Source organism: Pseudomonas putida (genome assembly GCF_050989985.1).
Lineage (GTDB): Bacteria > Pseudomonadota > Gammaproteobacteria > Pseudomonadales > Pseudomonadaceae > Aquipseudomonas > Aquipseudomonas putida_AI.
Map to the genome: position 1 here is coordinate 827,100 of NZ_CP158815.1, position 22,954 is coordinate 850,053.

20 protein-coding genes and 2 tRNA genes are annotated in these 22,954 nt (G+C 60.1%); 17 read left to right on the plus strand and 5 right to left on the minus strand.

All coding sequences use genetic code 11. The features are described 5' to 3' along the window. Positions 1-123 precede the first annotated feature (123 nt). From ribF to ispH, 5 genes are all read left to right on the plus strand, one after another. Positions 124-1,062, plus strand: coding sequence for a bifunctional riboflavin kinase/FAD synthetase (ribF, locus tag ABTV29_RS03945; protein WP_433768923.1), 939 nt, complete (start codon positions 124-126; stop codon positions 1,060-1,062). A gap of 13 nt (positions 1,063-1,075) precedes the next feature. Next, positions 1,076-3,907 (plus strand): isoleucine--tRNA ligase, encoded by a 2,832-nt coding sequence (ileS, locus tag ABTV29_RS03950; RefSeq protein ID WP_433768924.1) that lies wholly within the window; start codon positions 1,076-1,078, stop codon positions 3,905-3,907. Then, a complete protein-coding gene (gene lspA / locus ABTV29_RS03955; protein ID WP_433768925.1) occupies positions 3,900-4,412 on the plus strand; it encodes a signal peptidase II in 513 nt (170 codons plus the stop codon). Before ileS ends, lspA begins: the two co-directional genes overlap by 8 nt. A gap of 7 nt (positions 4,413-4,419) precedes the next feature. Continuing rightward, entirely contained in the window at positions 4,420-4,857 is a 438-nt protein-coding gene (gene fkpB, locus ABTV29_RS03960; protein ID WP_433771730.1) for an FKBP-type peptidyl-prolyl cis-trans isomerase, read from the plus strand. Between the two features lie 176 nt (positions 4,858-5,033). Beyond that, positions 5,034-5,981, plus strand: a complete 948-nt coding sequence (ispH, locus tag ABTV29_RS03965; RefSeq protein ID WP_433768926.1) for a 4-hydroxy-3-methylbut-2-enyl diphosphate reductase — start codon at positions 5,034-5,036, stop codon at positions 5,979-5,981. Here the strand turns inward: ispH and ABTV29_RS03970 are convergent. After that, on the minus strand, positions 5,958-6,500 hold the full coding sequence (locus ABTV29_RS03970; RefSeq protein WP_433768927.1) for a GspH/FimT family pseudopilin: 543 nt from the start codon (positions 6,498-6,500) through the stop codon (positions 5,958-5,960). The two genes, ispH and ABTV29_RS03970, sit on opposite strands and share 24 nt — an antisense overlap. Positions 6,501-6,630: 130 nt before the next feature. On the opposite strand from ABTV29_RS03970, the gene ABTV29_RS03975 reads away from it, so the two are divergent. The 7 genes from ABTV29_RS03975 to thiO are packed head-to-tail and all read left to right on the plus strand — an operon-like array spanning position 6,631 to position 13,393. Further along, positions 6,631-7,104, plus strand: coding sequence for a GspH/FimT family pseudopilin (locus ABTV29_RS03975; RefSeq protein WP_433768928.1), 474 nt, complete (start codon positions 6,631-6,633; stop codon positions 7,102-7,104). Then, the gene (pilV, locus tag ABTV29_RS03980; protein ID WP_433768929.1) at positions 7,101-7,550 is read left to right on the plus strand and encodes a type IV pilus modification protein PilV; all 450 of its coding nucleotides are present in this window, start codon (positions 7,101-7,103) and stop codon (positions 7,548-7,550) included. The genes ABTV29_RS03975 and pilV overlap by 4 nt, the downstream gene beginning before the upstream one ends. Continuing rightward, the gene (locus ABTV29_RS03985) at positions 7,547-8,257 is read left to right on the plus strand and encodes a PilW family protein (protein ID WP_433768930.1); all 711 of its coding nucleotides are present in this window, start codon (positions 7,547-7,549) and stop codon (positions 8,255-8,257) included. Before pilV ends, ABTV29_RS03985 begins: the two co-directional genes overlap by 4 nt. A gap of 11 nt (positions 8,258-8,268) precedes the next feature. After that, a complete protein-coding gene (locus ABTV29_RS03990; protein ID WP_433768931.1) occupies positions 8,269-8,748 on the plus strand; it encodes a pilus assembly PilX family protein in 480 nt (159 codons plus the stop codon). Beyond that, on the plus strand, positions 8,735-11,818 hold the full coding sequence (locus tag ABTV29_RS03995; RefSeq protein ID WP_433768932.1) for a pilus assembly protein: 3,084 nt from the start codon (positions 8,735-8,737) through the stop codon (positions 11,816-11,818). The genes ABTV29_RS03990 and ABTV29_RS03995 overlap by 14 nt, the downstream gene beginning before the upstream one ends. Before the next feature lie 14 nt (positions 11,819-11,832). After that, positions 11,833-12,234: a type IV pilin protein gene (locus tag ABTV29_RS04000; RefSeq protein WP_433768933.1), complete on the plus strand. Its 402-nt coding sequence runs from the start codon at positions 11,833-11,835 to the stop codon at positions 12,232-12,234. A 58-nt stretch (positions 12,235-12,292) separates the two neighbouring features. Next, positions 12,293-13,393 carry a glycine oxidase ThiO gene (thiO, locus tag ABTV29_RS04005; RefSeq protein WP_433768934.1) on the plus strand — a complete coding sequence of 367 codons (1,101 nt, stop codon included), beginning with the start codon at positions 12,293-12,295 and terminating at the stop codon, positions 13,391-13,393. Positions 13,394-13,494: 101 nt separating this feature from the next. Here thiO and ABTV29_RS04010 read toward each other — a convergent pair whose 3' ends face one another. The 4 genes from ABTV29_RS04010 to ABTV29_RS04025 form a co-directional block, all read right to left on the minus strand. Beyond that, entirely contained in the window at positions 13,495-14,826 is a 1,332-nt protein-coding gene (locus tag ABTV29_RS04010) for a sigma-54-dependent transcriptional regulator (RefSeq protein WP_433768935.1), read from the minus strand. Between the two features lie 2 nt (positions 14,827-14,828). Next, a complete protein-coding gene (locus tag ABTV29_RS04015; RefSeq protein WP_433768936.1) occupies positions 14,829-16,418 on the minus strand; it encodes a sensor histidine kinase in 1,590 nt (529 codons plus the stop codon). Then, entirely contained in the window at positions 16,408-16,641 is a 234-nt protein-coding gene (locus ABTV29_RS04020) for a PP0621 family protein (RefSeq protein ID WP_433768937.1), read from the minus strand. Before ABTV29_RS04020 ends, ABTV29_RS04015 begins: the two co-directional genes overlap by 11 nt. 137 nt (positions 16,642-16,778) lie before the next feature. Next, entirely contained in the window at positions 16,779-17,801 is a 1,023-nt protein-coding gene (locus ABTV29_RS04025) for an outer membrane protein assembly factor BamD (RefSeq protein WP_433768938.1), read from the minus strand. Between the two features lie 151 nt (positions 17,802-17,952). On the opposite strand from ABTV29_RS04025, the gene rluD reads away from it, so the two are divergent. The 5 genes from rluD (at position 17,953) to ABTV29_RS04050 (ending at position 22,952) form a co-directional block, all read left to right on the plus strand. Continuing rightward, on the plus strand, positions 17,953-18,915 hold the full coding sequence (rluD, locus tag ABTV29_RS04030) for a 23S rRNA pseudouridine(1911/1915/1917) synthase RluD (RefSeq protein ID WP_433768939.1): 963 nt from the start codon (positions 17,953-17,955) through the stop codon (positions 18,913-18,915). After that, entirely contained in the window at positions 18,912-19,631 is a 720-nt protein-coding gene (gene pgeF / locus ABTV29_RS04035; RefSeq protein WP_433768940.1) for a peptidoglycan editing factor PgeF, read from the plus strand. The genes rluD and pgeF overlap by 4 nt, the downstream gene beginning before the upstream one ends. A 294-nt stretch (positions 19,632-19,925) precedes the next feature. Further along, a complete protein-coding gene (gene clpB, locus ABTV29_RS04040; protein ID WP_433768941.1) occupies positions 19,926-22,490 on the plus strand; it encodes an ATP-dependent chaperone ClpB in 2,565 nt (854 codons plus the stop codon). A 300-nt stretch (positions 22,491-22,790) separates the two neighbouring features. Further along, positions 22,791-22,866 (plus strand) — tRNA-Asn (locus tag ABTV29_RS04045). A 9-nt stretch (positions 22,867-22,875) separates the two neighbouring features. Further along, positions 22,876-22,952: transfer RNA gene (locus ABTV29_RS04050), tRNA-Pro, on the plus strand. Positions 22,953-22,954: the final 2 nt, after the last annotated feature.

A 22,954-nucleotide genomic window follows, 5' to 3' on the forward strand; every position in this document is an offset into this window, starting at 1 on the left:
ACCCTCGATGAACACGGGCGGGCCGGCATTTTTGTCGGCTCGATTACTTTGGGTTGCGGTGTTGCCTGTCGTCGGCCGCCGGGTGTGGTTATAATCGACCACTTTATGAGCAAGAAGCGCGTTATGCAGCTGGTTCGAGGCCTCCACAATCTGCGCCCCCAGCATCGGGGCTGCGTCGCCACTATTGGCAACTTTGACGGTGTACACCGTGGCCACCAGGCTATCCTGGCGCGGCTGCGTGAGCGTGCGCTCGAGTTGGGCGTGCCCAGCTGCGTGGTGATTTTCGAACCGCAGCCACGGGAATTCTTCGCTCCCGACACCGCACCGGCGCGCCTGACCCGCCTGCGGGACAAATTACAGCTGCTGGCTGCCGAAGGTGTCGACCGGGTCCTGTGCCTGGCCTTCAATCAGCGGCTGAGCAAACTCAGCGCCAGCGAATTCGTCGATACCATTCTGGTGGACGGCCTCGGTGTGCAGCACCTTGAGGTCGGTGACGATTTCCGTTTCGGTTGTGACCGGGTAGGGGATTTCGATTTCCTGCAGCAGGCCGGCGTCATGCAGGGCTTTACCGTCGAGGCCGCGCAGACCGTCGAACTGGACGGCATCCGGGTCAGCAGCACCCAGGTGCGTAATGCGCTGGCCGCCGCTGACTTTGCCCTCGCCGAGCGCCTGCTCGGTCGCCCGTACCGGATTGCCGGTCGCGTGCTGCATGGCCAGAAGCTCGCGCGACAACTGGGGACACCCACTGCCAACATCCAGCTCAAGCGCCGTCGCGTGCCGTTTACCGGGGTTTACCTGGTCAACGTCGATATTGACGGCAAGACCTGGCCCGGTGTCGCCAATATCGGCGTACGGCCCACGGTCCAGGGTGATGGCAAAGCCCACCTGGAAGTACACCTTTTAGATTTTGCCGGCGATCTGTATGACCGGCGTTTAACGGTGGTTTTCCACCACAAGCTGCGCGAAGAGCAGCGTTTTGCCTCTCTGGAGGCGTTGAAAACGGCGATCAACGCGGACGTCGCCGCCGCCCGTGCACTAGCCGCACCTAGCGCCCATCGCTAATGAAGAGCCTTAAATGACCGACTATAAAGCCACGCTAAACCTTCCGGACACCGCCTTCCCAATGAAGGCCGGCCTGCCACAGCGCGAACCGCAGATCCTGCAGCGCTGGGACAGTATTGGCCTGTACGGAAAGTTGCGCGAGATTGGCAAGGATCGTCCGAAGTTCGTCCTGCACGACGGCCCTCCCTACGCCAACGGCACGATTCACATCGGTCATGCACTGAACAAGATTCTCAAGGACATGATCATCCGCTCGAAGACCCTGTCGGGCTTCGACGCGCCTTATGTCCCGGGCTGGGACTGCCACGGTCTGCCGATCGAGCACAAGGTTGAAGTGACCCACGGCAAGAACCTGGGCGCGGACAAGACCCGCGAACTGTGCCGGGCCTACGCCACCGAGCAGATCGAAGGCCAGAAATCCGAATTCATCCGTCTGGGCGTGTTGGGCGACTTCGCCAACCCGTACAAGACCATGGACTTCAAGAACGAAGCCGGTGAAATCCGCGCCCTGGCCGAAATCGTCAAGGGCGGTTTCGTGTTCAAGGGTCTCAAACCCGTGAACTGGTGCTTTGATTGCGGTTCGGCCCTGGCTGAAGCGGAAGTCGAGTACGAGAACAAGAAGTCCTCGACCATCGACGTGGCATTCCCGATTGCCGATGAAGCCAAACTGGCTGCAGCTTTCGGCCTGCCATCGCTGGCCAAACCTGCTTCGATCGTGATCTGGACCACCACCCCGTGGACCATCCCGGCCAACCAGGCGCTCAACGTTCATCCGGAATTCAACTACGCCTTGGTCGATATCGGCGACAAGCTGCTGGTACTGGCTGAAGAGCTGGTTGAGTCCTGCCTGTCCCGCTACGGTGTCGAAGGCTCGGTACTGGCCACTGCTCCGGGCTCGGCGCTGGAACTGATCAACTTCCGTCATCCGTTCTACGACCGTCTGTCGCCGGTATACCTGGCTGACTACGTCGAGCTGGGCGCCGGTACTGGCGTGGTTCACTCCGCCCCGGCCTACGGCGTTGACGACTTCGTGACCTGCAAGAAGTACGGCATGGTCAACGACGACATCCTCAACCCGGTTCAAAGCAATGGCGTGTACGTGCCTTCGCTGGAATTCTTCGGCGGCCAGTTCATCTGGAAGGCCAACCCGGCCATCGTCGACAAGTTGACCGAAGTCGGTGCGCTGCTGCACACCACGGTCATCGAACACAGCTACATGCACTGCTGGCGCCACAAGACCCCGCTGATCTATCGCGCCACCGCGCAATGGTTCATCGGCATGGACAAGGAACCAGCCAGCGGCGACACCCTGCGCCAGCGTTCGCTCAAAGCCATCGAAGACACCAAGTTCGTGCCGGCCTGGGGCCAGGCGCGCCTGCATTCGATGATCGCCAACCGTCCGGACTGGTGCATTTCCCGTCAGCGCAACTGGGGCGTGCCGATCCCGTTCTTCCTGAACAAGGAAAGCGGCGAACTGCACCCGCGTACTGTCGAGCTGATGGAAGAAGTCGCCAAGCGCGTCGAAGTCGAAGGCATCGAAGCCTGGTTCAAGCTGGACGCCGCCGAACTGCTGGGCGACGAAGCGCCGCAGTACGACAAGATCAGCGACACCCTGGACGTCTGGTTCGATTCCGGCACCACGCACTGGCACGTCCTGCGCGGTTCGCACCCGATGGGCCACGAAACCGGCCCGCGCGCCGATCTGTACCTGGAAGGTTCGGACCAGCACCGCGGCTGGTTCCACTCCTCGCTGCTGACCGGTTGCGCCATCGACAACCATGCGCCGTATCGCGAACTGTTGACCCACGGCTTCACCGTCGACGAGTCCGGCCGCAAGATGTCCAAGTCGCTGGGTAACGTCATCGCGCCGCAGAAGGTCAACGACACCCTGGGTGCCGACATCATGCGTCTGTGGGTGGCATCGACTGACTATTCCGGTGAGATGGCGGTTTCCGAGCAGATCCTGCAGCGTAGCGCCGACGCCTACCGGCGTATCCGTAACACTGCGCGCTTCCTGCTCTCGAACCTGACCGGCTTCAACCCGGCCACCGACCTGCTGCCGGCCGATGAAATGCTGGCGCTGGACCGTTGGGCCGTGGACCGCACCCTGCTGCTGCAACGCGAGTTGCAAGAGCACTACGGTGAATACCGCTTCTGGAACGTCTACTCGAAGATCCACAACTTCTGCGTGCAGGAGCTGGGTGGCTTCTACCTGGACATCATCAAGGACCGCCAGTACACCACCGGCGCCGACAGCAAGGCCCGTCGTTCGTGCCAGACCGCACTGTTCCACATCTCCGAAGCGCTGGTGCGCTGGATCGCCCCGATCCTGGCGTTCACCGCCGACGAGCTGTGGCAATACCTGCCGGGCGAGCGCAACGAATCGGTAATGCTCAACACCTGGTATGAAGGCCTGACCGAATTGCCGGAAGGTTTCGAGCTGGACCGTGCGTACTGGGACCGGATCATGGCGGTCAAGGTAGCGGTCAACAAGGAAATGGAAATCCAGCGCGCGGCCAAGGCCGTCGGTGGCAACCTGCAAGCCGAAGTGACGCTGTTCGCCGAAGACGCCCTGAGCGCCGACCTGGCCAAGCTGAGCAACGAACTGCGCTTCGTCCTGATCACCTCTACCGCCAGCGTTGCACCATTCGTGCAGGCGCCGGCCGATGCCGTGGTCACCGAAGTCAGTGGCCTGAAGCTAAAAGTGGTCAAGTCGGCTCACGCCAAGTGCGCCCGTTGCTGGCACTGCCGTGAAGACGTCGGCGTGAACCCGGAGCATCCGGAAATTTGCGGTCGTTGCGTCGACAACATCAGCGGCGCCGGCGAGGTCCGCCACTATGCCTAATGCCGTTGGCCGTTTCGGACGGCTGAGCTGGCTCTGGTTGAGTTTGCTGGTCCTGGTCATCGACCAGGCCAGCAAGTTCTACTTCGAAGGCAGGCTCCAGATGTACCAGCAGATCGTGATCATTCCCGATTACTTCAGCTGGACCCTGGCCTATAACACTGGCGCGGCGTTCAGCTTCCTGGCGGACAGCTCCGGCTGGCAGCGCTGGTTGTTTGCCCTGATTGCAGTGGTGGTCAGTGCGGTGCTGGTGGTCTGGCTCAAGCGCCTGGGACGCAACGAAACCTGGCTGGCCATCGCCCTGGCATTGGTGTTGGGCGGTGCGTTGGGCAATCTTTATGACCGCATTGCCTTGGGCCATGTGATCGATTTCATCCTGGTGCACTGGCAGAACCGCTGGTACTTCCCGGCGTTCAACTTTGCCGACAGTGCCATCACTGTGGGCGCTGTCATGCTGGCACTGGATATGTTCAAAAGTAAGAAAACCGGAGAAACCGTTCATGACTGAACAGGTATTGGCTGAACAACGTATCGGCCAGAACACGGAAGTCACCTTGCATTTCGCATTGCGCCTGGAGAACGGCGACACGGTGGACAGTACTTTCGACAAGGCCCCGGCGACCTTCAAGGTCGGTGATGGCAACCTGTTGCCAGGTTTCGAAGCGGCCCTGTTCGGTTTCAAGGCTGGGGACAAGCGTACCCTGAGCATCGAACCGGAAAACGCGTTCGGTCAGCCCAACCCGCAAAACGTGCAGATCATCCCGCGCTCGCAGTTCCAGAGCATGGACCTGTCACCGGGTTTGCTGGTGATCTTCAACGATGCGGCCAATACTGAATTGCCGGGAGTGGTGAAAGAGTTCGATGACGCGCAAGTGACTGTCGACTTCAACCACCCGCTGGCAGGCAAGACACTGACCTTTGACGTGGAAATCATCTCCGTCAAAGCGCTTTAACAGACTGTACGCGGTCAAAATGTGGGAGCGGGCTTGCTCGCGAAAGCGGTGTGTCAGACACCATACATGTTGGATGTCAGTCAGCATTCGCGAGCAAGTCGAATCGTCGCACCGCCGCTCCCACAATGGTTTTCACAGTTTTCGCTATTTCTTGCGCGCAAGACACGAGGCACAGCATGCAAATCAAACTCGCCAACCCCCGTGGCTTTTGCGCCGGCGTGGACCGGGCGATCGAAATCGTCAACCGCGCCCTGGAAGTCTTCGGGCCACCGATCTACGTGCGCCATGAAGTGGTCCACAACAAATTCGTCGTCGAAGACCTGCGCAATCGTGGCGCGATCTTTGTCGAAGAGCTGGATCAGGTGCCGGACGACGTCATCGTGATCTTCAGTGCCCATGGTGTTTCCCAGGCGGTGCGTAGTGAAGCTGCCGGCCGTGGCCTGAAAGTGTTCGATGCCACCTGCCCGCTGGTGACCAAGGTGCACATCGAAGTCGCGCGCTACAGCCGCGACGGTCGTGAGTGCATCCTCATCGGCCACGCTGGTCACCCGGAAGTCGAAGGCACCATGGGCCAGTACGATTCCAGCAATGGCGGAGCGATCTATCTGGTCGAAGACGAAGATGACGTCGCCAGATTGCAAGTCAAGAATCCGGAAAAACTGGCGTTCGTCACCCAGACCACCCTGTCCATGGACGATACCAGCCGCGTTATCGACGCCCTGCGTTCGCGTTTCCCGGCCATTGGCGGCCCACGCAAGGACGACATCTGCTACGCCACGCAAAACCGCCAGGACGCGGTCAAGCAACTGGCCGACGAATGCGATGTGGTGTTGGTGGTCGGCAGCCCCAACAGCTCCAACTCCAACCGCCTGCGTGAACTCGCCGAGCGCATGGCTACTCCGGCATACCTGATTGACGGTGCCGAAGACCTGCAAAAAAGCTGGTTCGACGGCGTGGAGCGCATCGGTATCACCGCTGGCGCTTCTGCACCGGAAGTGCTCGTACGTGGAGTGATCCAGCAATTGCAGGCCTGGGGTGCCACCGGCGCCGACGAATTGGCCGGTCGTGAGGAAAACATCACGTTCTCCATGCCTAAAGAGCTACGCGTCCGCTCCCTGCTCTGAGTCTTCTCCTCCTGTGCATAAAGCCTGTTCGATTTTCTTTTTGTTCAGGCTGACGCGGCCGCTCGGGGCCAGCACCACCTGGTGCAGGCTCAACGGTTCGCGTGTTGCGCATATATGCAATGTCCCCGCTTGAAAGCCTCCTCCTACGAGTTCTCCCAAACGGCCGAAGCGCACTGAAGTCCTGACATTTCGATTGCCGAAAACAGGTAATGCGATGCCGCTCCTGCGTTCGATCAACAGCGGGTTGCTGTCGTCCTCATGGCCCTTGCCGCTTAAATCCAGAATGATCCGCCAGCCCTGGCTCCAGTCGCCGTTCACGCCATGTATGACAACGGTCTGGCCGCGGGATATCGCTTCGCTTCTTGCACTGCGCATACCGCTGGCGAGTGACTTCGCCGCCTCCTCTCGATAATTCGATTCCACGACAGCCGCAAACGCCGGACTGACCAAATGCAGAACAATCCCGGCGATTGTCAGTCCCATGAGTAATTCGATCAGGCTGAAACCTCGTTGATACATGACACCTCCCTCCCTGGAGTGTGATGGCCCGTGCAATCCATGCACGAGTAATGGCGAAACAATCTCGTCTCGGCGCGCGAATGTTCTAGCGTGTAACAGCAGGTATAGCGGACGGCAACGGAGGGCACCGATGGGGCATCGTTCAAAAGGTTTCACGCTGATCGAACTGCTGGTCGCCATCGCGATTTTTCTGGTCCTGATCACCCTGGCGGTTCCGGCCTTCACCCGTTCTACGCAAATTACCCAGGCCGATACCGAGATGGGTGATTTGCAACGCGGCCTGAACTTCGCCCGCCTGGAAGCGATCAACCGAGGCGTCACTACGCGCGTGCGTCCCACGGCGGGTGGCAGCGTCTGGACCGGGGAACTGACGGTGTATGACGGTACGGGCACGCCGGCCAATGTATTGCGTGTTGTACCAGCGATGAGCAGCGGTGCCAGTCTGACGCTAACCTCAGGTGTTACCACCATCGACTTCAACAGCTTCGGAGGGCTGGCGTCTTCCTCCACGGCGGTGGTGATCAGTTATGTGCTGGGAGCACAGAGCAGGACGCTGAATGTGTGTTTGAACGGACGAATACTATTGGGTGGAAGTTGCGGATGAGGCATTGGAGCAAGCGTGCACAGGAAGGCATGACGTTGATCGAAGTCCTGGTAGCGTTGTTGATTTTGAGCGTGGGGCTGTTGGGGGCGGCGGCGTTTCAGCTGAACGCGCTGAAATACACCGACAGCGCGCGCATGACCAGCCAGGCCAGTTTTATCGCCTACGACATGATGGACCGCATTCGCGCAAACGCCGCCGCCGATTACACCGTGACACCACCCACATCGGGCAATCTGAGCGTCGCCCGGGATCAGGATCTCTACGATTTCACCAGCAACATCGTCAATTTCGGTGGCCCCACGGCCACTGGCAGCATTGCCCTCAATCAACGCGTGTACACCATCACCATCACCTGGGACGACTCCCGGGCCGCCAACAGTGCCAATACCCGTCGCAGCTTTGTGCTCACCAGTCGCGCGACCGTCGATCCGGTGGCGACGCCATGAGCCGCCAGAGAGGCTTCGGCCTGATCGAGTTGCTGATCGCCCTGACCTTGAGCCTGATCGTGGTGCTGGGCGTGGTGCAGGTGTTCATCGCCGCGAAAAACACCTTCGTCAGTCAGAACAGCGCTGCCGCCATCCAGGAAGATGCGCGTTTTGTCTTGAGCAAAATGATCCAGGAAATCCGCATGGTCGGAATGTTCGGCTGTCTGGGGACGATCACTGATGCCAGTTTGGGGGGGACCTTCAATGCCAGTCAGGTCACGCCCATCAGTTGGGATAACGCGAACCTGAGGTTGACCCTGGTCACAGCCGATGTCGGCAGCAGCGGTGGCGCGCCGACCTGGACGGTGGTTTCCGATTGCAGAAGCAGCGCGACGGCCTATTCCGACTTGCGCGCTCCTGCGACAGGGCAGCAGGCGTTTCCTATCCGACGGCTGATCTACAGCCTGAAAAACGGCCAGCTCACCATGGGCGTCGGCACCGGTACGCCGACCCAATTCGCACTGGTGGACAACGTCAGCGCCTTCAACGTGAGCTTCGGCCTCGCCAGTTCCGCCACCGATACGGCGGCCTCCAGTTACAGCAGCAACCCATCCGACCCGGCTCGCATCCGCAGCGTACGTTTGAGCCTGACCCTCACCGATCCCAACAACCGGGTGAGCAGCCAGACCTTCAATGTCGTTGCCGCCTTGCGCAACCGCTTGCCATGAGGGGAGGGCCGATGCGTATTCCTTCGATGGCGGCTTGCTCCCAACGCGGCATGGCGCTGCTGGTCAGCCTGGTGTTCCTGTTGCTGCTGACGCTGATCGGGATTTCCTCGATGCAGAACGCCACCCTGCAGGAAAAAATGGCCGGGAGCGTAAGCCTGCGCAATCAGTCATTCCAGGCAGCGGAAGCGGTGTTGCGGGTGGGCGAAAGCGCGGTGCAACTCGACAGTTATGCATTGGCGGTGTGTAGCGGTACGACGCAATGCGCACCACCGGCCGAGTCGGCCACGGTCAAGGCCGCCGGGCTCAACGCCACCTCGGGGGTGAACTGGATCGCCTCGGGCAATGGCTTTTATGGTGTGCAGAACATTGGCACCACCCTGACGGCGGTGAACGTGCCGAGCAACACCTCGGCAACGCTGTACCGCGTCACCGCCGTCGGTATCGCGGGCAGTTCGCGCAGCGTGGTGGAGAGTATTTATGCGAAGTACTGATCGGCGCGTGGGGCTTTGGCGGCTGCTGTGCGGTTTTGTGCTGGGGATGTACCTCTCGGCGCCGGTTCATGCCTTCACGCCTTCGGATTCGCCGCTGTTGAGCGCAGCCGCCGTGCCGCCGAACGTGATGCTGGTGATCGATGATTCGGGAAGCATGAACAACATCATCTGGGCATCGGGATTCGATCCCACCGTCAGCCGGGCGCAGATCGCGATATGCAATTCCAACAGCTCGTGCCTTGGTGGCCAGAGTCTGGACATGACAGATACCAACATTGCCCTGTCGAGCCTGAGTCGAGGCGGTTGCTCGACGGCTGGCAACTGGTACGGGTTTTATCGCGGGTTTCTCGGGCTGACCCCGGTTTGCCTGAGGCTGCCTGATCCGGTGGGTAATGGAAACACGCGCTACACCGCAAATTACCTGGCGTATCTGCTGGGGCTGGCCAACGGTTCCAACCGGGACTTCACCACGGGCGCCAACGCGATCCCCAATGATTACCGCATCAGCGTGGCACAGGACGTTTCAACCAATCTGGTAACCAGTAATCGCTCGCTGCGCATCGGCCTGGCCACCTTCAACCCGGCCACCAGCAGCAACCCGGGCAGCGGCGGCTTCATTGCCCGCTCGATCAGCGACCTGTCGGTGGATGCCAACTACAACGCGTTGATCAGCTCGATAAACGGCTTGAGTGCCGTGGCCAACACACCGTTGGCGGAAACCTATTACGAAGTGACGCGCTACATGCGCGGCATGGCGCCGTACTACAACTCGACACCGACCACCTACACCAGCCCGATTCAGTATCGCTGCCAGAAAAACTACGGGGTGGTGATTACCGATGGCTTGCCCACCTACGACAGGACTTTTCCCACCAATGATCCGCTCGGTGGCACCCGCCTGCCGAACTGGGACGGCAACAGCGCCAACGATGGCGATAACCTCAACGGTGACGGAGAAGGTGACACGCTCTACCTGGATGACATCGCCAAGTTCGCCTTCGACATCGACATGCGCTCCACCGGGACAGACCTGGCGAACAAGAGCTGGAACGCCGCGGACTTCCCCAAGCAGAACATGAACACCTACACCGTGGGTTTTACCGCGGCCAATCAGATGTTGTCGGATGCCGCCAGTTACGGTCAGGGCAAGTATTACCAGGCCACCGACAGTACCGGGCTCAACAGCGCCTTGTCCTCTGCCTTGAGTGAAATCACCTCCAAGGCCGGTTCCGGCGGCAGTGGAGTGACCAGCGGAACGATCCTCGCCAGTGGCACCAGTTACTTCCAGACCAGTTACGACCCCAAGGACTGGCGTGGCACGATCAAGGCGTTCGGTTTCACCGCCAGCGGAGCGGTTGATACAAGCTCCGTGTTGTGGACCACCGACACGGCCATCGTGCCCAGTGCCACGGCGCCGACTTACCAGTCCTGGAACAGCCAGACCAACGCGCCTGTCACCCTGGCCTACGCCAACTTTTCCACAGCCCAGCAGACAGTTCTCAATCAGGGCTTACTCACAGGCATCACGGGCGCCGATCTGGTGGAGTGGAGCAAGGGCACCAACAAGACCGGCCTGAAGATACGCAGCGTGCTGCTGGGGGATATCGTCAACTCGCCGCTGGTACTGGCATCCCCGACGGAGAAAACCGCCTCCGATCTGTCGGGAGACACCTCGTACAGCACTTATCTGGCGACCAAGGCGGCCAACATGAATACCAGTCTGGTGGTCAACGCCAATGACGGCTTCGTCAGCGTGATCAATTCCGGCAACGGCGCGCGGCGTTTTGCCTACATGCCATCCAGTGTGTTGCCTTCGCTGCGCGTTATCGCCGATACCGCCTACATCAACGGTGTCAGTCACAAGTTTCTGGTGGACGGGCAGGTGGGGGTTTTCGATGCCCAGCTCAACAGTGCCTGGAAAACCCTCGCGCTGGGCGGGACGGGCGCGGGTGGGCGGACCTTCTATGCCTTGCAACTTTTCGATGCCTCGGCGGGAAATGCAATCAAGGCCTTGTGGGAAATCAGCGCCCCGGCCACGGCCAGTACAGCGAACGCTTTCAATGATCTGGGTTATGCCTATGCGCGTCCTGAAGTGGCACGCTTGGCCGACGGTCGATGGGCTGCCTTCATTTCCAACGGTTACGGCAGCAATTCCGGAGTGGCCGCGTTGTACGTGGTGGACATCCGTGACGGCTCGCTGATCAGGAAAATTGTCATCGACAGTACCGAGACCACTAACGGTTTGTCTTCGGTCAAGCTCAGGGTCAACTCGCAAAACGTGGTGCAGGCGGCTTATGGTGGTGACCTGAAAGGGCGGCTGTGGAAGTTTGACCTGAGCAGCACCAGTACCGACAGCTGGGGCGTGGCCTTTTCCGGCAAGCCGTTGTTTACCACCGCTGGAGGCACCACCCAGCCGATTACCGCGCAGCCTTTGCTGGCGGACAATTCGCTGGGGGGCAAACAAATATTCGTGGGTACCGGCAAATTCAACGAGACCGCGGATAAAACCAACAAGGATTTGCAGGCGTTCTACTCGGTGTGGGACGCGGAGGGTGGTTCCGGGCAGATCACTACGTCTGCGCTGCAGGCTCAAGCGGTGACCGGTGTGTTCTCGGGCAGCGCCGGGCAATTCATCACCACCAGTCAGAATGAGGTGACTTATCCCGCGGAAAAGGGCTGGTACCTGCCGTTGGTGTATAACAACGCGCTGACCGGTGAGCGAGTGATCAACCAGGCCAGCCTGGTACTTGGCCGGATCGTGTTTACCACGGCCAGCGTCGACACCACCGACCCCTGCGCGAGCTTCGGGACCGGCAAGCTGGTCGAGCTCGATGCGTTCAGCGGTAAGATGCTCAACTACGCGGTGCTCGACACCAACAACGACGGAGTGGTCGACAGTACTGACACGATCTCCAGCGGCGTGGTCTTTACCGGGGGCATCCCGACCCTCAACGCCATCGTCAATGGCGCGACCCGCAAGATCGTGAACGATTCCAGTGGCGGCATCACCACACTGGTGGAAAAATCCGGCGGCGGCAGCCGTCGCATCATGTGGCGACAAATACAGTAAGCGAGAGTTGAGGCATGCACAGATCCAACCGCGGTTTTACCCTGATCGAAATCATGATCGTGATTGCGATCATCGGGATCGTCATGACCATTGCCGCCCCGAATTTCACCGAATACCTGAAAAAGGGCCGACGTGCCGAAGTCGCCGGCCTGCTGTCCGAACAGGCGCAGATCCTCGAGCGCTTCTATTCACAGAAAAACGTCTACACCGGGGCGACCGGCCTGAGCGGTGGCAACGACTACTACACCATCAACCAGACCCTCACCGACCAGACGTTCCTGCTGACGGCCGTACGCAAGTCGGGCACGAGCATGGCGACGGACAAGTGCGGTGATTTCACCATTGGCAACACCGGTGTCCGGGGCATGGTCAACGCCACTGCCGGCCTGACCACCAAGGATTGCTGGGGTCGTTGAGTTTTCTTTTTCGGGCTCCTTCTGCGCCCCTCTGTCTATTTATCGGTTGGTTCAATACATGATCAGGCAACAGCAAGTAGTGATTGTCGGCGGTGGGGTCATCGGCCTGTTGACGGCATTCAACCTGGCGTCAGAGGTGCAGAGCGTTGTGCTGCTGGACCGTTCCAGTGTCGGCCAGGAGTCTTCCTGGGCAGGGGGAGGCATTGTTTCGCCGCTTTACCCATGGCGCTACAACCCGGCGGTCACCGCATTGGCCCATTGGTCCCAGGATTTTTATCCACAGCTGGGCGAGCGTCTGTTCACCGCCACTGGTGTCGACCCCGAGGTGCACACCACCGGCCTGTATTGGCTGGACCTGGATGACGAAGCCGAGGCACTGGCCTGGGCTGCGCGGGAGAACCGTCCGCTGCGGGCTGTGGATATCTCGGCTGCTCATGATGCCGTGCCGGTATTGGGTGGCGGGTTTTCCCGGGCGATCTACATGGCCGATGTGGCCAACGTACGAAATCCGCGACTGGTGAAATCCCTCAAGGCGGCGTTGCAGGCGCTGCCGAACGTGACGATTCATGAGCAGTGCGAAGTCAGCGGCTTTGTTCGCGAAGGCGAAAAAGTGCTCGGCGTGCAGACGTCCACTGGCGTGATCCACGGCGATCAAGTGGTCCTGACCGCCGGCGCCTGGAGTGGCGACTTGCTCAAAAGCCTGGGCCTTGAACTGCCCGTCGAACCTGTGAAAGGTCAGATGATTCTCTACAAGTGCGCGGCGGACTTTCTGCCGAGCATGGTGTTGGCCAAGGGGCGTTATGCGATTCCCCGCCGCGACGGGCACATCCTGATTGGCAGCACCCTGGAGCATGAAGGCTACGACAAGACGCCGACCGACTCGGCGCTGGAAAGCCTTAAGGCTTCGGCGGTGGAGTTGATTCCAGCGTTGGCGAATGCCGAAGTGGTGGGACATTGGGCCGGCTTGAGACCAGGCTCGCCGGAGGGCATTCCCTACATTGGCCAGGTGCCAGGCTTTGATGGGCTGTGGCTCAACTGCGGGCATTTCCGCAACGGCCTGGTGCTGGCGCCGGCGTCGTGCCAGTTGTTCGCCGATGTGATGTTGGGCAGGGAGCCGATCATTGATCCGGCGCCGTATGCGCCGACCGGGCGGATCTAGCCTTAAGGTGTTTGGCGTCTGTGGGATCGCTTTCGCGAGCAGGCTCGCTCCCACAAGGGCACTGCAAAACTCTGTGGGAGCGAGCCTGCTCGCGAAGGGGCTCAATCCAAACCCAGTTTCTTCAGCCTGTAGCGCATCGAGCGAAATGAAAGATTCAACCGCTGAGCCGCCGCCGTGCGGTTCCAGCGGGTCTCTTCCAGCGCCTGCAGAATCAACTGGCGTTCGACGTTTTCCAGGTACGCCTCCAGGTTGTCGATCTGCGTAAGATCCGGCACCCCGGCTTCTGCAGCGCAATTCCCTTCGGCCAGGCGCAGGTCGCCGGCTTCGATCTGTTTGTTCTCGCACAGCGTATGAGCCCGTTCGAGCATGTTCTCCAGTTCCCGGACATTGCCCGGAAAACGATAGCTTTTCAGCGCCTCAAGAGCTTGTGGGTGAAGCTTTGCCACAGGTTGGCCGGTGTCTGTCGCCAGGCGCTTGAGCACATGGTTTGCCAGGGGTTCGATATCGTCGCGGCGCTCGCGCAAGGGCGGCACCCGCAGTTCGATCACGTTCAGGCGATAGTACAGATCCTGGCGGAAGCGCTCGGCCGTCACTTCGGCGGCGAGGTCTTTGTGGGTGGCGCAAAGGATGCGCACATCGACAACCACTTCCTGTTGCCCGCCGACGCTGCGCACGGCTTTCTCCTGAATCGCCCGCAGCAATTTGACCTGCATGGGCAGTGGCAAGTCAGCCACCTCATCGAGGAACAGGGTGCCGCCATGGGCGGCCTGGAACAGTCCGGGTTTATCTTCGATGGCGCCGCTGAAGCTGCCTTTGCGATGGCCGAAAAACTCGCTCTCCATCAGTTCCGACGGGATGGCGCCGCAATTGACTGGAACGAAGGGCTGGTTGGCCCGTGGCCCGCGGTCATGGATCAGGCGTGCAACCAACTCCTTACCACTGCCGGATTCTCCGCTGATGTACACCGGCGCCTGGCTGCGCGCCAGTTTGTCGATCTGCTTGCGCAGGTTGCGCATGGGCAGGGAATCGCCCAGCAAGCGACGATCGATGGCAATGCCCGGGGCGGGCAGGAGCAGGGCGCTGGTGACCAGTTCCCGCAGTCGCGCGAGGTCCACCGGCTTGGTCAGGAAGTCGAACGCACCGGCCTTGAGTGCGTTGATCGCGGTATCGACGTTGCCATAGGCGGTGATCATCGCCACGGGCACGTTCGGGTAGCGCTGCTGGATATGCTGTACAAGCTCCAGGCCTGTGCCGTCCGGCAGGCGCATGTCGGTCAGGCACAGATCGAATGCCTCGCGCTTGAGCAAGGCCAGGGCCTCGCCAGCGTTTCTGGCACTGTAGGTATCGATCTTCATCCTTCCCAGGGTGATTTCCAGGAGTTCGCGGATGTCCGGTTCGTCATCGACAATCAGGACTTTTTGCCGTGGGCTCATGTTCAACTTTGTTTCCGTCCGTGAGCAAAGGTGATACGAAAGCAGCCGCCGCCTTGGCGTGGTTTGAAGTCTAGGCGGGCCTGGTTGCTTTCGCACAGCTCACGGGACAGATAGAGCCCCAGGCCAGTGCCTTGATGGCTGGTGGTGAAGAACGGCTCGAACAGTTGCGCCTGATGGTCGGGGGCGACACCGGGGCCGTCGTCGAGGATTTCGAGTATGGGCAACTGGCTCTCGGCATCGATGAACAGCTCCAGCCAGACCTGGGCGATGTCGTGATCCTGGGCGCTGTGGCGCCAGGCATTGCGTATCAGGTTGTCGAGAATCTGGTTCAACTGGTTCGGGTCCATCAGGGTCGTGAAGTCCCCGGAAGCGATGTGTAGATGAATGCGCTGGCGCTCGGTCGCGCCCTCTCTGATTTCAGTGACGAATTGTTCCAGCCACGGCTTCAGGTCCAGTCGTTGCGGGACGGTTTGCTGGCGGCGGGACAGTTGCAGGACGTTTTCGATAACCCGATTCATTCGCTGAGAGTGATCTTGAATAATCTGAGTCAGACGTTGATCCGCACTGCTCAGTTCCTCAGATTCTCGCAATAACTGCGCGGCGTGACTGATAGCGCCCAGTGGGTTGCGGATTTCATGGGCGATACCGGCGGTCAGGCGCCCCAGGGCGGCGAGTTTCAGCTGCTGGGCCTGTTGGGCTATCTGGGCCAGGTCTTCGAGAAACACCAGGGTCTGGTGCTGGGGGCTTGGGTCCAATGCAATGAAGCTCGGTTGCAGATCGACGCCACTGCCGGCGATTTTCAGGCTCTGGGGGCGCAGCGTCGGGTTGCTCAGCCACAGCTCCAGACGTTCGACCAGGGCGGGAAAATGCTCATCGATCAGGCAGCCTTCCAGATGGCCGCTGCCGAGCAGTGATCGGGCGCTGTGGTTAGCCAATTGCACGCGCCGTTGTTCGTCGAGCACCAGGATCCCGGTGCGCATGCGTTGCAGGATCAGCGCATTGAGCGCCTCCAGGCCGACGACTTCACTGGCCTTCTGCTCGGCCAGGGTTTCACTGACTTCCAGGCGCCGGATCAGGCCTTGTACCAGCAACGCCGCGGCAAAGCACAGGGCGCCATGGGTGCCGACCTGTAGATAATCATTCGGACTGGGAGTGTGGCTGAGGCTCAGCAGAAAACTCGAGCCCACGATGCCGAGCGCACCGACCGCGGCAATCAACAGACCGATGCGCCTTCGCAGCAAGGTGTTGCTGATGGCCACCGACACAATCAGCAAGTTGCCAATGGCGCTGGCCACACCGCCGCCGGCGTAGAACAGGACGCTCAGCAGCAAGACATCGAGAAGCGACAGACTGAACAGTTGTGCCGGGTGCCGGGTGTTCTCGAAGAAAACCACCAGCAGGATATTCAGCACCAGGTACAACCAGCTGCCAGTGCGCAGCAGATCGTCGTTGGCTGACGTCAGCAACCGGTTGTCCATGTTGCTGGAGATCAGCAGCACCAGAATGATGCCGACGCTTAAACGGTAGAGATGATAAAGGCGCAGCAGCCGCTGGGCCTGTTTGTCGCCGTGACTTAAGGTCTCAGCGACCACTGGAACCGGGGCCTTGCTCCAGATGAGCCTGGCTGCAATACCATTGTTGTTGAAAGCTGACGGCGCGATCGCGCGGCAGGTGCACGCCACAATGGGCGCAGCGGACCATCGGTGCCGCTTCCAGCTCGGCAGGTGACTTGGGTACTGCTGCCTGGCCTTTGAACTTGCGCCAGAACCACACTGCGGCGGCAATCACCGCGATCCAGAATAATAGACGAAGCATGATGAGCTGCTTTTTGACTGATGAACCGGCAGTTTAGCCAAGGTCATGACGGGCGCACAGGGCAAATGCGCGCGACAGAAAATGCGCAATAAAAAAGGGAGGCCCGAGAGCCTCCCTTTTGCGTACAGCCGGTCGTATCAGTCGAACACGCCGAAAGTCATGTAGCTGAACCACGAACGGTCTTCGTTGTTGCCTTCCGCTTCATGGTTTTCTTCTTCGATCACATCACCGTCCGAGTTTTTAGGCTTGAGCTCGCTCGGAATCGCGTCCTTGGCGTCCTGGAACTGCTTCTGCACGTCCTGGTTGGCGCGGGTTTCTCCCGGTGGCAGCGGCGGACGGGATTCGATCAGGCCCAGCGTGGCCTTGCTCAGCCACGAACGGTTGTCGGCTTCGGCGACCGTCGGCACGAACTGGCCATCGACCAGCGTCGGGTGGTTCGGGTAGTTGAGCTTCAGGGTTTCGAGGCTGGTGGCCGCCAGTTCGTCCAGGTGCAGACGCTGGTAGGACTCGGTCATCACCGCCAGGCCGTCACCGACCGAAGGGGTTTCCTGGAAGTTTTCCACAACGTAGCGACCACGGTTCGCGGCGGCGACATAGGCCTGGCGGGTCAGGTAGTAGTCGGCAACGTGAATTTCGTAGGCAGCCAGCAGGTTGCGCAGATAGATCATGCGCTGCTTGGCGTCTGGGGCGTAACGGCTGTTGGGGAAGCGGCTGGTCAGCTGGGCGAACTCGTTATAAGAGTCGCGCGCGGCGCCCGGGTCACGCTTGGTCATGTCCAGCGGCAGGAAACGGGCCAGCAGGCCGACGTCCTGGTCAAACGACGTCAGGCCCTTTAGGTAGTAGGCGTAATCGACGTTCGGATGCTGTGGGTGCAAGCGGATGAAACGCTCGGCAGCGGCTTTGGCGGCTTCTGGCTCGGCGTTCTTGTAGTTGGCGTAGATGAGCTCGAGTTGAGCCTGATCAGCATAACGACCGAACGGATAACGCGATTCCAGAGCCTTCAGCTTGGCAGTGGCGCTGGTGTAGCTGTTGTTGTCCAGATCTGCCTGGGCCTGCTGGTACAGCTCGACTTCACTCAGGTTTTCGTCTACGACTTCCTTCGATGAGCACGCAGCGGTCAATGCGAGGATGGCGATCAGCAGCAGGTGTTTCACTTGCATGGCGGCTTGCGTCCCTATGACGGCCGCTGTCTTGGGCGTGGCCGTCCTGTTATGATGAGCGCCCCGTTGAATAGCCTCGGGGCAAAAGACGCCGTATTTAACCACAAGCGCGCAGCCGAAACCAAAGGCTGTGCCGACGCCTAGTCTGAGCATGTCCGATAAAATTGAACTCCGCGCAGAGGTGCCGTCCGAATTGGGCGGCCAACGCCTCGATCAAGTCGCCGCACAATTATTCGCAGAGCACTCGCGCTCGCGCCTTTCCGCCTGGATCAAAGACGGCCGCCTGACTGTGGATGGGGCGGTTATCCGCCCGCGAGACATCGTTCACGGCGGCGCCATTCTTGAGCTGACCGCCGAGCAGGAAGCTCAAGGGGAGTGGGTCGCTCAAGACATTGACCTGGATATCGTCTATGAAGACGACGACATCCTGGTGATCAACAAGCCTGCAGGCCTGGTGGTGCATCCCGCCGCCGGTCATGCTGATGGCACTCTGCTCAACGCCTTGCTGCACCACGTACCGGACATCATTAATGTGCCCCGTGCCGGTATCGTGCACCGTCTGGACAAGGACACCACCGGTCTGATGGTGGTGGCCAAGACCATCCAGGCGCAGACCCAGCTGGTAGCACAGTTGCAGAGCCGCAGCGTCAGCCGTATCTATGAATGCATCGTGATCGGTGTGGTGACAGCCGGCGGCAAGATCAACGCGCCGATCGGTCGCCACGGCCAGCAGCGTCAACGCATGGCTGTAATGGAAGGTGGCAAGCAGGCCGTCAGCCATTACCGGGTGCTGGAGCGCTTCCGCTCTCACACTCACGTGCGGGTCAAGCTGGAAACCGGTCGTACGCACCAGATTCGCGTGCACATGGCCCACATCAACTTCCCGTTGGTCGGAGACCCGGCTTACGGCGGTCGATTCCGCATCCCGCCTGCAGCCAGCCAGACCATGGTCGAGTCGTTGAAAAACTTCCCGCGCCAAGCCCTGCATGCACGATTCCTGGAACTGGATCACCCGACCACCGGTAAGCGCATGAGCTGGGAGTCGCCATTGCCGGAAGACTTCGTCTGGTTGCTGACCCTGCTCAAGCAAGACCGTGAGGCGTTTGTCGGATGAGTGACTGGCTGATTCCAGACTGGCCCGCGCCGGCCGGGGTCAAAGCCTGTGTCACCACCCGTGCGGGCGGCGTCAGCCTGGCGCCGTTCGACAGCCTCAATCTGGGCGATCATGTCGACGACAGCCCCGAGGCGGTCGCCGAAAATCGCCGTCGTCTCACCGAGCATTTCTCCATGCAACCGGCCTGGTTGAAGCAGGTCCACGGGATTGCCGTGGCGCATGCCGACCCAAGCCAGGTTGCCACTGCCGACGCCAGCTGGACGTCGACACCGGGTATCGCCTGTGCGGCGATGACCGCCGATTGCTTGCCGGTGTTGTTCTGCGACCGTGCCGGCACTCGTGTGGCAGCCGCCCATGCTGGCTGGCGCGGACTGGCGGCGGGTGTACTGGAAGCGACACTCGACACCCTGGCCGTAGCCCCCGAAGACGTGCTGGTCTGGCTTGGCCCGGCCATTGGCCCGCAAGCGTTTGAAGTGGGCCCGGAAGTGCGCGAGACCTTCGTTGAGCAGTTGCCTGAGGCTGCCGAAGCCTTCGTGCCGAGTCAAAACGAAGGCAAGTTCATGGCCGACATCTATATGTTGGCGCGCTTGCGTCTGGCAGTTCGTGGTGTCACCGCTGTTTATGGCGGCGGCTTCTGCACCGTGACCGATCCTCGCTTCTTTTCTTACCGCCGAAGCCCACGCACCGGCCGCTTTGCCTCCCTGATCTGGCTTTAGTGCCCTATCTCACGAAGCCTGTTCCTTTTTGACGGCGTCTGTTGCCGTCATGCTGCGTTGCCGCTCCTCGCCATAGCGAGCTATGACTCTTCGCGGCGCCTTGCCTGACGACAACAGCCACTCGTCAAAAGAGGAACGCCTTCGTGAGATAGGGCACACGCTAGACTTGCCTGACCTGCATCAACGTCACGACGCTTGAAACTCCCAGAATCGACCGCATCTACTGCGGTATCTGGCAGGTTTCTTCATTCAGGATGTTCTATAGGTCCGGCCTGCTCAAAAGGAAGGTGACCCATGCGTATAGATCGTTTAACCAGCAAATTGCAGTTAGCTTTATCCGACGCCCAATCCCTGGCCGTCGGTCTTGACCATCCCGCCATCGAGCCGGCGCATCTGATGCAGGCCCTGCTCGAACAACAGGGCGGCTCGATCAAGCCCCTGCTGATGCAGGTGGGCTTTGACGTCAACAGCCTGCGTAAAGAGCTGACCAAAGAGCTCGACCAGCTACCGAAAATCCAGAATCCGACCGGCGACGTCAACATGTCGCAGGATCTGGCGCGCCTGCTCAATCAGGCCGATCGCCTGGCCCAGCAGAAGGGCGACCAGTTCATTTCCAGCGAGTTGGTACTGCTCGCCGCCATGGACGAGAACAGCAAGCTTGGCAAGTTGTTGCTCGGCCAGGGCGTGAGCAAGAAAGCGCTGGAAAATGCGATCAACAACCTGCGCGGTGGCGAGGCGGTCAATGACCCCAACCACGAAGAGGCGCGCCAGGCCCTGGATAAATACACCGTCGACCTGACCAAGCGCGCCGAAGACGGCAAGCTCGATCCGGTGATTGGCCGTGACGACGAAATTCGCCGGACCATTCAGGTCCTGCAGCGCCGTACTAAAAACAACCCGGTCCTGATCGGTGAGCCTGGCGTCGGTAAGACCGCCATCGCCGAAGGCCTGGCCCAGCGCATTATTAATGGCGAAGTGCCGGATGGCCTGAAGGGCAAGCGTCTGCTGTCGCTGGACATGGGGGCGCTGATTGCCGGTGCCAAATACCGCGGCGAGTTCGAAGAGCGGCTCAAGGCTTTGCTCAACGAGCTGTCGAAGCAGGAAGGGCAGATCATCCTGTTCATCGATGAGCTGCACACCATGGTCGGCGCGGGCAAGGGCGAAGGCTCGATGGATGCCGGCAACATGCTAAAGCCCGCCCTGGCGCGTGGCGAGTTGCATTGCGTCGGTGCGACCACGCTCAACGAGTACCGCCAATATATAGAGAAGGATGCGGCCCTCGAACGTCGCTTCCAGAAGGTCCTGGTGGACGAGCCGAGCGAAGAAGACACCATCGCCATCCTGCGTGGCCTCAAGGAGCGTTATGAGGTTCACCACAAGGTGGCGATTACCGACGGCGCGATCATCGCGGCGGCCAAGCTCAGCCATCGCTACATCACGGACCGTCAGCTGCCCGACAAGGCCATCGACCTGATCGACGAAGCCGCCAGCCGCATCCGTATGGAAATCGACTCCAAGCCGGAAGTGCTGGACCGTCTGGAACGCCGCCTGATCCAGTTGAAGGTGGAATCCCAGGCGCTGAAGAAAGAAAGCGACGACGCGGCGAAGAAGCGCCTGGAAAAGCTGCAGGACGAAATCGCTCGTCATGAGCGTGAGTATTCGGATCTCGAAGAAATCTGGAACTCGGAAAAAGCCGAGGTGCAGGGTTCTGCGCAGATCCAGCAGAAAATCGAACAGTCCCGTCAGGAACTGGAAGCGGCCCGTCGAAAAGGCGATCTGAACCGTATGGCTGAACTGCAGTATGGGGTGATCCCGGACCTGGAGCGCAGCCTGCAAATGGTCGACCAGCATGGCAAAAGCGAAAACCAGTTGCTGCGCAGCAAGGTGACTGAAGAAGAGATCGCCGAAGTCGTATCGAAGTGGACCGGCATTCCCGTGTCGAAAATGCTCGAAGGCGAGCGCGAAAAACTGATGAAGATGGAAAGCCTGTTGCACCAGCGTGTGATTGGCCAGGAAGAAGCGGTGGTCGCGGTGTCCAACGCGGTGCGGCGTTCCCGTGCCGGGCTGGCTGACCCGAATCGCCCAAGCGGTTCGTTCATGTTCCTCGGCCCGACCGGTGTGGGTAAAACCGAGCTGTGCAAGGCGTTGGCCGAGTTCCTGTTCGATACCGAAGAGGCGATGGTGCGCATCGACATGTCCGAGTTCATGGAGAAACATTCCGTGGCTCGCCTGATTGGCGCGCCACCGGGCTATGTGGGCTATGAAGAGGGCGGCTACCTGACCGAGGCGGTGCGTCGCAAGCCTTACTCGGTGATTCTGCTGGACGAGGTCGAGAAGGCGCACCCGGATGTGTTCAACATCCTGCTGCAAGTGCTCGAAGACGGTCGCCTGACCGACAGCCATGGCCGCACGGTGGACTTCAAGAACACCGTGATCGTCATGACCTCCAACCTGGGCTCGGCGCAGATCCAGGACCTGGTCGACGATCGTGAGGCCCAGCGTGCGGCGGTAATGGACGCGATTTCTTCGCACTTCCGGCCGGAGTTCATCAACCGGGTCGATGAAGTGGTGATTTTCGAGCCGCTGGCTCGGGATCAGATCGCTGGCATTACCGAGATCCAGTTGAGTCGTCTACGCAGTCGCCTCACCGAGCGTGAGCTGAAGCTGGAGCTGAGCCCCGAGGCGATGGATAAGCTGATCGCCGTAGGGTATGACCCGGTGTATGGCGCACGGCCGCTGAAACGTGCGATCCAGCGCTGGATCGAAAACCCGTTGGCGCAGCTGATTCTCTCCGGTCGATTCATGCCGGGAGACACGGCGAAGGGCACGGTGGAAAACGACGAAATCGTTTTCAACTGAGCCAAAACGGCGCCAAAGAAAAGGAGGCCTTGCATTGCGAGGCCTTTTTTTCGCCAGGCTGTTGAAGTTAAAGGAAAAGGCTTGTAAAGTGCGCCCCGCAGTAAGTCACCCGCCAGGGTTTCCGCTCCCCAAGCAGGAATCCAAAATAAGTTGCAAATCATTAACTTGAAAGCAATTTAGGGGGTTGACAGAGGTTCTGAAGATTGTAGAATAGCGCGCCTCAGACACACGAACGCAGCGATGCGAACGAGTCGAAGAGAACGCAGTAAAGCTTCACCGTTGTAAATTGAAATGTGTAGTTCCGTGATAGCTCAGTCGGTAGAGCAAATGACTGTTAATCATTGGGTCCCAGGTTCGAGTCCTGGTCACGGAGCCAATTTCAAACCGGGGTATAGCGCAGTCCGGTAGCGCGCCTGCTTTGGGAGCAGGATGTCAGGAGTTCGAATCCCCTTACCCCGACCATT